The 12470-nt window shown below is 65.5% G+C and carries 11 protein-coding genes; 2 read left to right on the top strand and 9 right to left on the bottom strand.

Translation table 11 applies throughout. The features are described from left to right. Positions 1-17: 17 nt before the first annotated feature. Complete coding sequence (locus M2332_RS11380; protein WP_264574123.1) at positions 18-1277, bottom strand: sigma-54 interaction domain-containing protein; 1260 nt, start codon at positions 1275-1277, stop codon at positions 18-20. Between the two features lie 374 nt (positions 1278-1651). On the opposite strand from M2332_RS11380, the gene M2332_RS11375 reads away from it, so the two are divergent. Beyond that, positions 1652-2467, top strand: a complete 816-nt coding sequence (locus tag M2332_RS11375; RefSeq protein ID WP_181560905.1) for a flagellin — start codon at positions 1652-1654, stop codon at positions 2465-2467. Between the two features lie 568 nt (positions 2468-3035). Here M2332_RS11375 and lptG read toward each other — a convergent pair. The 7 genes from lptG to obgE form a co-directional block, all read right to left on the bottom strand. Next, positions 3036-4130 (bottom strand): LPS export ABC transporter permease LptG, encoded by a 1095-nt coding sequence (lptG, locus tag M2332_RS11370; RefSeq protein ID WP_264574122.1) that lies wholly within the window; start codon positions 4128-4130, stop codon positions 3036-3038. A gap of 3 nt (positions 4131-4133) precedes the next feature. Continuing rightward, positions 4134-5345 (bottom strand): LptF/LptG family permease, encoded by a 1212-nt coding sequence (locus M2332_RS11365; protein WP_181560907.1) that lies wholly within the window; start codon positions 5343-5345, stop codon positions 4134-4136. A gap of 214 nt (positions 5346-5559) precedes the next feature. Next, a complete protein-coding gene (gene spt, locus M2332_RS11360; protein ID WP_264574121.1) occupies positions 5560-6819 on the bottom strand; it encodes a serine palmitoyltransferase in 1260 nt (419 codons plus the stop codon). Positions 6820-6823: 4 nt separating this feature from the next. Continuing rightward, positions 6824-7072, bottom strand: coding sequence for an acyl carrier protein (locus M2332_RS11355; protein ID WP_181560908.1), 249 nt, complete (start codon positions 7070-7072; stop codon positions 6824-6826). A 101-nt stretch (positions 7073-7173) separates the two neighbouring features. Continuing rightward, positions 7174-8097, bottom strand: coding sequence for an NAD-dependent epimerase/dehydratase family protein (locus M2332_RS11350; protein WP_264574958.1), 924 nt, complete (start codon positions 8095-8097; stop codon positions 7174-7176). After that, a complete protein-coding gene (gene proB, locus M2332_RS11345) occupies positions 8094-9224 on the bottom strand; it encodes a glutamate 5-kinase (RefSeq protein WP_264574120.1) in 1131 nt (376 codons plus the stop codon). Before proB ends, M2332_RS11350 begins: the two co-directional genes overlap by 4 nt. A 262-nt stretch (positions 9225-9486) precedes the next feature. Further along, a complete protein-coding gene (obgE, locus tag M2332_RS11340; RefSeq protein WP_181560910.1) occupies positions 9487-10557 on the bottom strand; it encodes a GTPase ObgE in 1071 nt (356 codons plus the stop codon). A 125-nt stretch (positions 10558-10682) separates the two neighbouring features. Between obgE and M2332_RS11335 the strand changes: the two genes are divergently transcribed. Next, a complete protein-coding gene (locus M2332_RS11335) occupies positions 10683-11651 on the top strand; it encodes a magnesium and cobalt transport protein CorA (protein ID WP_264574119.1) in 969 nt (322 codons plus the stop codon). A 67-nt stretch (positions 11652-11718) separates the two neighbouring features. Here M2332_RS11335 and M2332_RS11330 read toward each other — a convergent pair whose 3' ends face one another. Further along, positions 11719-12291, bottom strand: coding sequence for a GNAT family N-acetyltransferase (locus tag M2332_RS11330; protein ID WP_181560912.1), 573 nt, complete (start codon positions 12289-12291; stop codon positions 11719-11721). Positions 12292-12470 lie beyond the last annotated feature (179 nt).

Below are 12470 nucleotides of genomic sequence, written 5' to 3'. Positions count from 1 at the left end.
GATGATGCCTCCTGCGCTCAGCTGGCCAGCGCGAGGTCACGCATTTCAGCGAGACGGTAGCGCAGGGTACGTTCGGAAATGCCAAGGATGCGCGCCGCGCGGGCGCGATGCCCGCCGGTATCGCGCAGAGCGAGGCGAATGGCGTCCATCGCCGAGGCGCGGGCAACATCCTGAAGACGAGCGCGGGCCGGCAGCGGCGCGGGCTCGGCCGGAACGGGCGCGGGCATGGCGTTGCCGGCAAGGCTGAGATCGCTCACGTCGATCTGGTCGCCTTCCCGCAGCACGATGGCCCGCTGCAGGACATTGCCCAACTCACGGGCATTGCCCGGCCAACTGTGCGCGGCGAGATGCCCCAGGGCAGCGGGCGTCGGCCAGGCAAAGCCGGACTGGCCGCCCTGATGACGCAGCAGAAACGAAGCGGTGATCGCCGGAATGTCACCCGGACGGCTTGCGAGCGCGCTCAGGTGCAGCGGCATCACGTTGAGCCGCCAGTAAAGGTCCGCACGGAACCGACCGGCGTCGGCTTCCGCCGAAAGATCGCGGTTGCAGGCGGCCACGACGCGCACATCGACCGGGACCGGATGCGTCGCGCCGACGGGAAGCACTTCGCCTTCCTGCAGCGCGCGCAGCAGCTTGGCCTGCAAAGCCAGCGGCAGTTCGGCGATCTCGTCGAGGAACAGCGTGCCGCCATTGGCAGCGAGGAACAGGCCGTCGGACGACGCGCCAGCACCGGTGAAGCTGCCCTTCTTGTGACCGAAGAGCATGGCTTCCATCATGGTTTCCGGCAGCGCCGCGCAATTGACGGCGATGAAATCCTTGTCGGCGCGCGGGCTCATATCATGAAGGAAGCGTGCAATGCCCTCCTTGCCTGTGCCGGTCTCGCCCTGAACGAGCACCGTCGCATCGCTGGCGGCGATCCGCTGGGCGAGGCGCATCAGCATGGCGCTGCTCTCATCACCCACCGCCGGCATCCGCGCCGGGCGGAGCAGTTCGGCGATCAGGGCAAAGGCCATCGCCTTGTCCTGCGCACCGAAGGCAATGCGGGCGGGGAAGCCATTGGAGGCGGGCATGAAGCGCGGCGCGCCCTCGCGCCACTCGATCAGCAGGTCACGACATGTGGCATCGGCAATTTCCTCGGCGAGGAGAATGCGCTGGATCGATTTACCACGCGGCGTGTCCGCGCCTACCGTTCGTACAGAAAAGCAGGCAGTATCGAGCCACGCGTCCAGATCCGGCAACAGCCGCTGTACGCGCTGACTCATGTCGACATGCAACATGCGTAAGCCCCCGTTTTGGTCCAGTCCGGGCTCTTGCGAGCCACCCCCGTCTTGCCCGTTAAAAGTGATAAAAAATGCTTAGCATTCGGTTAACGACGGCGAACCATTGCCGCAGTGCGGCAGGATTTTGCCGACCGTCTGAAGGCGCGAAAATCATGTCGCGCATGACGTGCAGAGCTCCACTTTCCCTCTCGACGAACCCTGCCCGGCGCGCTTTGTTGCAAAATATATCGTTTTATTTCATAATATTAATCGGCGTCTCGGGGAAATTTGAGACGGTCACCTAAAGCTCCTGAGGCCTTATCCGTTCTGTGGTTTCGAGGCCGCCACCGCCAAAGGGCAGCGACCCTCAGTGAAGCGGGAAAGGAAACCACATGACTGTTATTGCATCCAACGTGTCCGCGATTCGGGCCCAGAATGCCTCGGCCGCTGCGAATCAGGGCCTGTCGCAGGCCATGGAGCGCCTGTCCTCCGGCAAGCGCATCAACACCGCGAAGGACGACGCCGCCGGCCTCGCCATCGCCACCAAGATGACCGCCGAAGTCCGTGGCCTCGCTGCCGCACGCCGCAACGCCAATGATGGCCTCTCGCTGGCGCAGACCGCTGAAGGCGCGCTGGGCGACATCTCCAACATGCTGGTCCGCATGAAGGAACTGGCTGTGCAGGCGAAGAACGGCACCAACGACACCGCCGCTCGTGACAATCTGCAGGCGGAAGTCACCGCGCTGACCGACCAGATCGCTAAGGTGCAGGGTCAGGAGTTCAACGGCGTGGCGCTGTTCAGCGCGACGGCCACCTCGATCCAGGTCGGCACCGGCTCGACCGACACTGTCTCGGTTGACACCTCGACCGTAACGACGGCGCTCACCGCGCTCGCCACCGCCGCACCGAACATCGGCGGCGCCGGCACGACGATCGGTGCAGCGATGACCGCCATCGACACCGCGATCGAAGCGGTTGCTACCGGCCGTGCCAATCTGGGTGCCACGCAGAGCCGCCTCGAATCGGCTGCCAGCAACCTGACCACCACGATCACCAACCTGTCCGACGCCCGTTCGCGGATCGAAGACGCCGACTTCTCCGAGGAATCGACGGCGCTCGCCAAGAACCAGATCCTCAGCCAGGCCTCCACGGCGATGCTCGCTCAGGCGAACCAGAGCCAGCAGGGCGTGCTCAGCCTGCTCCGCTAAGGGCAGCACCTAAGATCGGACGGCGAGGGTACTGGTCCACACTCGCCGGCCCGGTTGACCCCCGGCACCATAGAGTCCCCATCGTGCCGGGGGTCAGCATCCCCAACAGGGAATATGGAAACCCTCCGCTCCCCCGGGCGGAGGGTTTCTTCTATTGTAGGCGAGCGGGGCGCCAGCCCCCGGCGGATGATCAAGGGGCCTGATCAAACAGCCATCTGTAGTGAGCCGTCAGGCCGATGCGTATGCGGAGGTGTAGGGGCGGGCCGCAAGGGGACGGCCAGCCATGGCCCCTTCCATTGCACCACCACTCCGTTCGCTTCGAGCGAAGTCGAGAAGCATTGCGCACGACGTGTCTGCGGCATAGTTGCCCGCCCTGCCGGTAGTCGAAGGGCTCGACACGAACGAGAGGTTAGGCGACGTGGACAATTCCGAGGTTGGGAAAACAGTGGCGGTTCCGCTCTGGTCCAGCACGTGGACTGCCAAGGCCCCACCTCCGTTCGTCCTGAGTAGCTGCTGAGCCTGTCGAAGCGGCGTATCGAAGGACCGCGCCACCCATCCGGGCAGAGCGCTATTCCTCCGTGGTAATCAACACCGCTTCGCCGACCACCAGAAAGAGCAGGAACGGCGCCCAGGCCGCCAGCATCGGGGGGTACACCCCCAGATTGCCCATCGAGAGCGCGAAATTGTCGGCCACGAAGAAGGCGAAGCCCAGCGCCATGCCGATCACCGCGCGCACGAACAGCTTGCCCGATCGCGCAATACCAAAAGCGGCAACCGAGCCCAGCAACGGCATGAGCAATGCCGACAAGGGCCCGCTGATCTTGTGCCAGAGCGACCCTTCGAGCGATGCCACGGGGCGCCCCGCCTCGCGCAAGGTATCGATCGCCTCGCTCAGGTCGGCAAAGGACATGGCATCGGGATCGACCGAAGACAGCGTGAACTGGTCCGGCGTGACCCCCTTGCCGACCACCATCCGGTCGACATGTCGGCTGACCCCGCGCACGACATCGAACACGCGGATATCCTCAAGCAGCCAGCCATCCGGGGTAAAGCGCCCGTGCTTGGCATAGACGATCGAGATCAGGGCATTGTTATGCCGGTCATAGACGTTCACATCCTGCAGCCGCACGGCGTTGCCGCGACCAGTGATCGTCCCGGCCCGGATGAGGTCATCCTCGTGCCGCACCCAGACGTTGCCCTTGACCCCCGGGTCCGAGGGGATGGGACCGAACTTGGCGGCCTCCCAGGCGGTGAGCGTCGCGGTGGCGCGCACCACTACCCGCTCGTTGAACACATAGCTGATCGCCGCCACGGCAAGACTGGCCAATATGAGCGGCGCGAGAATCTGGTGGGCCGAGAGCCCGCCCGACTTCATCGCCACCACCTCGCTATTGGCATTGAGCGTCGCCAGCGTGATCAGCGTGCCGAGCAGCACCGAAAAGGGCAGGAAGCGGGAGATGATCTGCGGCGCGCGCAGGCTGACATATTGCCACAGCTGCGCATCGCCATTGCCGGGATAGGCCAGCACCTTGCCGGCCTCGCTCAGCAGATCGAGCATCTGCAGGATCAGCACCAGCATCGCCAGCATCGCCAGGCAACGCAGCAGGAAGGTCTTGCCCAGATACAGCGCCAGCGCGCGGGAAGGGAAGAAGTTGAGCAGCATGGCCTATCCCCGATGTGCCTTGCGGTAACGCCGGTCGCCGAACCATTTGAGCAGCGACTTGAACAGGCCGAGCAGCTTGGCGAACTGACGATCCAGCGCACCGATGGGCTGGCCGCCGGGCACATAGGCGGTCTGATAATAGAGCCAGGCGATGATCCCGGCGAAAATGAGGAACGGGCCCCACAGGCCCAGGAACGGATCGATCCGGCCCAGTGCGCCCAGCGACTGCATCGTCTGGTTGATCTTGTGATAGGTGACGATGAAGACGATCGACAGGAAGACGCCGAGCGCGGAGGTCGAGCGTTTCGGCGGGATCGCGAAGGCAATCGCCGCGAGCGGCAGCAGCATCATCATCGCCACTTCCACGACGCGGAAATTGAAGTTTGACCAAGCCTGCGCCCGGCCCAGCGCCGTATCGCGGGTGAGGCCGGCGCGGAACAGCTCCGGCAGGCTCAGCTCCACATCGCCATCGCCGCGCGTACGGAACTCCTCGATCTTCGGCAGCGAGATCGGCAGATCGTGGTTGGAGAAGGAGAGGATGCGCGGCTCGGTGAAGCTCGGAGAATTATGCACCAGCACGCCATCTGTGAGGCGCATGATGATCGTATCGGGGTCGTCGGTCGCCAGGAACTGGCCGCGCGCCGCCGTGACCGCCAGCGACTGGCCGCCGTCGCTATCCATGCGCGCGAAGATGCCGCTCAGCTTCTTGCCTTCGTCCTCGCTCTCCTCGATTCGGATGGTGATGCCATCGCCCAGCTTGGTGAACTCGCCGACCTTGATGGAGGCGCCCAATGCGCCCGAGCGCAGCTCGAACCGCAGCCGCTCATAGGCATATTTACTGTCCGGCTGGATGAAGCCAACGATGGTCAGGTTCAGGATCGCCAGCGCAATGGCATACATATACGGCACTTTGAGCAGTTTCGTATAGGAGAGGCCGACGCCGCGCAGAATATCCAGCTCGGAGGACAGAGCCAGCTTGCGGAACGCCAGCAGGATGCCGAGCATGAGGCCGATGGGAATGCCAAGGCCAAGATATTCGGGCAGGAGATTGGCGAGCATCCGCCACACCACGCTCACCGGACCGCCCTCGGTCGCGACGAAGACGAACAGCCGCTGCATCCGGTCCAGCACCAGAAGCATCGCCGCAACGATGAGGCTTGCGAAAAGCGGGACCGCGATCAGCCTCGCCATGTAGCGGTCCAGAGCGGTCAGCATGAGAGTCCGCAGGTTCCTTGAGCCGGTTCAGGTGGCCCGGCCGGAAGGTCCGGACACGGCAAGGCCGTAAGCGGGATGCGCCCGCGCCGCAACCTTAGAGTGTGTGAACGCCCGCAAGATCATAGCGCCGCGCGTCAGCCGGAGCCGCGAAGGCGCCCGGTCGTGCGACCAGCGGGCGGTTTGACCGGGCCCTCACACAGGCCCGGCCGGTCGATCAGCTAGCGATGGCGCCCGTCATCCGGCCCGCCGTCGCAAACATCTCGAGAATCTGGCCGACCTGCTCGCTCGAATGCTCGGCACAGAGCGAGCAGCGCAGCAGGAAGGTGCCGGCCGGTGTCGCGGGCGGACGGGCCATGTTCACATACAGCCCCAGCTCCAGCAGCGCCTGCCACATCGCCACGGCCTGCGTCTGGTCGGTAAGGATGACGGCGATGATCGCCGATTGCGGCGTCTTGGTGCCGAGCGTGAAGCCGAGATCAATCAGCCCCTTGTGCAGGCGGCGGCTGTTCTCCCACAGATGCGCGCGCTTCTCGCTGGCGTGCATCAGCTTGCGGATCGAGGTCGCGGCGGTGGCGACGACGCTCGGCGGCAGCGAGGCGGTGAACACATAAGGCCGGCAAACGAGGCGCATCACATCGAACTTGGGATGATCCGAGACGCAGAAGCCGCCGACCGTGCCGACCGATTTGGAGAAGGTGCCGACGACGAAATCGATCTCCTTCTCGACGCCCTGCTCCTCATAGACGCCACGGCCATTGGGGCCGAAGAAGCCCATGCCATGCGCCTCATCGACGAGGATCATGCAATTGGGGTGCTTGCGGATTGCGGCAACCATGTCCGGCAGCGGCGCGACGTCGCCGAGCATCGAATAGACACCTTCCAGCACGACCAGCTTGAGCGCATCGGCCGGCAGGCGCCCGAGGCGCTTGTCCAGATCCTCCACGCTGTTGTGGCGGAAGCGCACGATCTCGGCATTGCCGAGTGCGCAGCCATCATAGATGCTGGCATGGCTGTCGGCATCCAGCACGATATAATCGCCCTTGCCGGCCAGCGTGGAGATCATTCCGAGATTGGCCTGATAGCCGGTCGAGAACACCATGGCATGCTTGGTGCCGTAGAAGTCCTTGAGCGCATCCTCGCAGGCCTTGTGGGTCTGGTAGGTGCCGTTGAGCACGCGGCTGCCGGTCGTGCCCGATCCGAACTCGTCGAGCGCCTTCTTGCCCGCCGCCACCACATCCGGGTCGAAGGTCATGCCCATATAATTATAGGTGCCGAGCAGGATCGTCTCCTTGCCCTTGATCACCGCAAGCGTGGGCGACTTCACTTCGTCCATCACGATGGCGAAGGGATCGCGCACGCCGGTCGCCAGCAGCGCCTCGCGCTCGGCGATCAGGGGATCGAACTTGGAGAACAGGTCCTTGTCGGCCTCCGCCACGCGCATGGTGGTTTCCGCCCCGTCGATCACGCTCGCCATGGCTTCAGCCCTCCGCCTTCAGCTTCATCACCGCATCTACCAGCTGGCCGACCGTCTCGATCTCCGCCTGCATGTTCATGGTGATGATGATCTCGAACTCGTCCTCGATGGCGGCGACGAAATCCATGACGGTGAGGCTGTCCCACTCCAGGTCGCCGGCGAAGGTGGTGCTGTCACTCAAGGCGACGCCCTTCTTGTTGAAGGGTTCGATCTGCGCTGCAATCTGCGCGTAGACGTCCTGACGGTCCGACATGGCTGCGACTTTCTTTCCGTAATAGCCCGATAAGGCCCTGTTGCGAGCCGAATGCCCGCTTCGCCCTGCCTATGGCAAGCGAATAAGGCGGGATTCGGGCATCAGCGCGGCAGCAGGCCCTTGTCGCGATAGGCCTGCGCGGTCATGGCAAGACCCGCCTCGGTGGCGATGGCCGGGCGCCAGAGATCGCCCGGCGGATGCAGCGCCGCCTTCGACACCCAGTCGGCATGGCAGAAATAAGCGGCGCGGTCGGGCGTCAGCCGCGCCTTGTCGCCGCGCAGCAGCCGGTCGATGCGGGCGCCGAGGCGGACCAGGGCGGACGGCATGGACATGGTTCGCACCGAGGCACGCCCCACGGCGCGGCCAATGGCACGAGCGAAATCGACATGGCTCCAGCCCTCGGGCGTGCCATCGTCCACCTCATAGATTTTGCCCTGCGTCTCGCCGCACTGCCGAGCGCCGAGCCGCACCAGCAGCTCCGCCAGATCATCGACATGGATCGCCGAGAGGCGCCCGCCCGGCGGCAGCAGCACGAAGCCGCGCGTCGCCATCTGGAACAGCTCCAGCAGCTCGGCATCACCCGGACCGTAGATCGCGGGCGGGCGGATCATCGTCCAGTCGAGCCCGCTTGCCTGCACATGGCGCTCGGCTTCCGCCTTCGACCATCCGTAATCGGAGAGCCCCGGCTCGCGCGCCGCGAGGCTGGAGACATGGACGAGCCGCACCACGCCCGCACGCTGCATGGCGGCGATCACGGCAGCGGTGCCGGTGGCATTGCCCGCCTCGAACCCGGCACGGGTCGGTGCATTGACTACGCCGGCAATGTGGATGACGGCATCCGCGCCGGCGACCAGCGCATCCAGCGCGGCGGCATCCTCCAGCGAGCCGGCAATCCAGCTTACGCCCTCGCGCGGCGGCTGGGGACGGCGGGTCAGCGCGCGCACGGCATGGCCGGCGGCCAGCGCCTTCTCCACCGTCGCCTTGCCGACAAAGCCGGTGGCGCCGGTGAGGGCAAGGGTGCTCAGAGCAGCACCATATAGCTGCGGTGGACCATCGCGGCGCGCGGGGTGCCGCCCAGCAGGCCGGCAACCTCAGCGCTGCGCTTGCCGATGATCCGCTCGGCATCCTGGCTGTCATATTGCGCGAGGCCGCGCGCGATCACCGCGCCATCCGGCCCGACGATGTCGATCACGTCGCCGCGCGCATAGACGCCGCTCGTCCCGGTGACACCGGCCGGCAGCAGGCTGCGGCCCTTGCGCAGGGCTTCGCTCGCGCCGGCATCGACGCTGAGCTTGCCTTTGACGGTGAGGCGCCCGGCCAGCCAGCCCTTGCGCCCGCCGCGTTTGGCCGAGGCGCGGAACAATGTGCCGCGTCCGCTGCTCTGCCAGTGGCCCAGCGGCGCATCGACCCGGCCGGAGATGATCGCCAGATGCGCACCGGCGCCGGTCGCGATCTGCGCGGCTTGCAACTTGGAGATCATGCCACCCGATCCCATGCCCGAGGCGCTGTTGCCATCGCCCATGGCCAGCACGGCGGCGTCGATCTTCTCGACCAGCGGGATCAATGTGGCATCGGGATTGCTGTGGGGGTTCGCCGTGTAGAGCCCGTCGATATCGGAAAGCAGCACCACTGCATCCGCGCCTGCCGCTTGGCCGATGCGCGCGGCCAGCCGGTCATTGTCGCCAAAGCGGATTTCCTCGGTGGCGACGCTGTCATTCTCATTGACCACCGGCACCACGCCGAGGCCCGCGAGCCGGTCCAGCGTGGCGGAGGCATTGAGATAGCGGCGGCGATCCTCAAGGTCGCCCAGCGTCACCAGCATCTGCGCGGCGGGAATATCGTGCCCGGCAAGCAGGTCGGCCCAGACCTGACTGAGCGCGATCTGGCCGACGGCGGCCGCAGCCTGCGCATCCTCCAGCGTCGCACGACCGCCCTTGGCGAGGCCCAGACGGCGCGCGCCGAGCGCGATGGCGCCGGAGGACACGACGATGATCTCCTGCCCATCCGCGCGGCGGGCCGCGATCTCGTCGACAAGGCTGGTGAGCCAGTCGCGCCGCACGGAGCCGTCCGGGGCGACGAGCAGCGCCGAGCCGACCTTGATGACGATGCGCCGAATGGCGGCGGGCGGGAAACCGGTGAGGGCGTCAGTCATGATGGGTATCCCCAACGCACTCTTCTCTCATGCCCAGAACAAACCCACCGTTCGTGTCGAGCGAAGTCGAGACACGCGAGGACAGTGCCAGCCGTGTCTCGACTTCGCTCGACACGAACGGCGCGGGGGACAGGGGAAAAGCCCCTCCTCTTCAGAGGAGGGGTTGGGGTGGTGCTGAACGATGGGGCGTGAGCGCCGCGCAGTCGACACCGGCGCATCATCACCCCCGCCCCCTCCTCTAAAGAGGAGGGGAGATACATCCTCAAATGGGGGACCATGGCTTGTCCTCCACCTCACCTTCCTGCGCGGCCTTCTCCTCGGCCTCGGCGCGGTGAACCTCGCCCAGCATGGGCAGCACGGCATCGAGCAGCGCCTCCATGCCCTCGCCGGTCGCGCCGGAGATGATGAAGGCCTTGCCCGCGCCGGCCTTCTTCAGGTCCTTGGCGACATCTTCCATCAGCTCCTGCCCAAGCAGATCGCCCTTGTTGAGCGCGAGAAGCTGTGGCTTGTCCTCCAGCCCCTCGCCATAATTCTCCAGTTCGGTCTGCACGATGCGCCAGGCCTCGACCGGATCGTCCCCGGTCGCGTCGATAAGGTGGATGAGCACCCGGCAGCGCTCGATATGCCCGAGGAAGCGGTCGCCAATGCCTGCGCCTTCCGAGGCGCCCTCGATCAGCCCCGGAATATCGGCCAGCACGAATTCGCGCCCCTTGTGCAGCACCACGCCGAGCTGCGGCTTGGTCGTCGTGAACGGATAGGCGCCGACCTTGGCCTTGGTGTTGGTCACCTGATTGATGAAGGTCGACTTGCCGGCGTTCGGCAGCCCCACCAATCCCACATCGGCGAGCAGCTTCAGGCGCAGCCACACCCAGCGTTCCTCGCCCGGCCAGCCAGTGCCGTGCTGGCGCGGCGCGCGATTCGTGCTGGTCTTGAAACTGGCATTGCCGCGGCCACCATCGCCGCCGCGCAGCAGGACGATCCGCTGGCCGGGCTCGGTAAAGTCGGCCAGCACCTCGCTATAGCCTTCTTCATCCGGCTCGGAGATGACCTGCGTGCCCACCGGCACCTTGATGACGAGATCATCGCCGCCCGCACCGGTGCGGTCGCCACCCTCGCCATGGCCGCCGCGCGGCGCCTTGAAATGCTGGGTGTAGCGGAAGTCGATGAGCGTGTTGAGGCCGGGCACCGCCTCGAAGATGATGTCGCCACCCTTGCCGCCATTGCCGCCATTGGGGCCGCCATATTGAATATATTTCTCGCGCCGGAAGCTGACCGCTCCCGGCCCGCCCGCACCCGAGCGAATGAAAATCTTGGCCTGATCTAGGAAATGCATCGGCCGCCCATAAGGCCTTTGCCGGCAAAGGTGAAGCGCGGCCTCATACGGGCCCGCCTTCCCATGCTTCCATTTCTCCGGCGAGGCGTTACCTCAGCCGGGTTCGACTGGTGAAAGGCACGCGCGTGACCGTCATAGCAGCACGGCGATATCGCAATGGCGAGGTTGTGGGGGATGTCGACATCCACTGCCCCCGCCATGACCGGCTGCCGGGGGGCGAGTTCGTCTGGATCGGCCTGCATGAGCCGGATGCCGAAGAACTGGCTCAGGTCGGCACCTGTTTCGGCCTGCACCCGCTCGCGCAGGAAGACGCACGCAAGGGCAAGCAATTGCCCAAGCTGGAGCTGTATGGCGACCAGCTCTTCCTGATCCTGCGCACGGCGCATCTGGAAGGCGATCTCATCGGCTATGGGGAGACCTCCGTCTTCCTGGGTGCCGACTTCATCGTCACCGTGCGCCACGGTTCGGCGCGGGCGCATTCGGAGCTGCGCGCCCGGCTGGAGAGCGCACCCGCCGCCCTGGCCCACGGCCCGGATTATGTGTTGCACGCGATCATGGACTTCATCGTCGACGGCTATTTCCCGGTCGTCGATGCGCTGGAGGAACAGGTGCTGGCGATGGAAGCCGCCGCCGGCGAGGCCTTCCTCGACTCAGACCAGATCCGCCAGATCTTCGCGACCCGCCGGGAGATCGTCCGCTTCCAGCGCATCCTCGGGGTGATGAGCGATGTTGCCGGGCGCATGGTCAATCATGTCCAGCCGAATATCGACGAGAACATGCTGCCCTATTTCCGCGACGTGCTGGATCATGTTCGGCGGGTCGAATATCGCGTCGCCGGGCTGCGCGACTATCTGACCTCCGTCGCGGAAACGAGCAGCCTGCTCGAACAGCGCCGCCAGGGCGACATCACCCGGATGCTCGCCGCCTGGGCCGCGATCCTGGCCGTGCCCACCGCCATTGCCGGGATCTACGGCATGAACTTCAGCAACATGCCCGAATTGCAGTGGCGCTACGGCTATTTCATCGTGCTGGGCGGAATCGCGATCATCTGCGCGCTGCTATATCGGCGCTTCCGCAAGCTCGGCTGGCTATGAGCGGTCCGCGGCCGCGCTCGGGGCGAGCACGGCCATGGACTTCAAACGCGTCGACAGCACGCGACTTTCAAGCTGCGACGGGCTCGCGATCCGCATAGATTTCCACCGCCACGTCCTCGCGCATGTCGCCTTCGCCGCCCTCTTCATAGAATTGGCAGAGATCGGCGCGATTGCGGCCACGGCTGTGGCGCGGCTCGGGGCGGCCCGCCGGACGGAAGCCGAGCTTGCGCAACACCCGGCCGGACGCCGGATTGTCGGTGAAATGGCTGGCGCGAATGTTGCGCACGCCCGTCGCGCGGGCGATCTGCATCACGGCCGAAGCCGCTTCCGTCGCGAAACCCAGGCCCCAATAAGGGCGCGCGATCCAGTAGCCCAGCTCCAGCGCGCCATCGTCTTGCGTATGGATGCCGCAGGAGCCGATGAGACGCGGTACTCCCTGGGTGCGCTTCATCACCAGGAACTTGGGCTGCAGCGGATCGTGATCGCCGGCGAGAAAATCGACCGCATCGTCCAGCGTATAGGGCCAGGGCGCGCGGGCAAGATTCCGCACGATCGCTTCATCCGCGATGGCGGCATAGAGCGCCTGCGCATCTTCCGGCCAGCCGGGCCGCAGCAGCAAACGGGGGGTACGTGCAAACATGGTCTTGTCTCCGGTTCCGGGGCGCTCTGCCGCAGACAGATGACGCCTGTGAGACAGCCTTGCGAACGCTGCGAGCAACCGTGCTCCTGACGCGCCGAGGTCTATCGAGGGTCCAGGGAGAACAAGAAAAAAGGGAGGAGGGGCGATCCCTTCTCCCTTGGTTTCAGATGAACCGGCAC

Source organism: Sphingobium sp. B11D3A (genome assembly GCF_025961695.1).
Taxonomy (GTDB): Bacteria; Pseudomonadota; Alphaproteobacteria; order Sphingomonadales; family Sphingomonadaceae; genus Sphingobium.
Note: the sequence above shows the minus strand (reverse complement) of the source record. Positions and strands in the feature narration are given on the sequence as shown.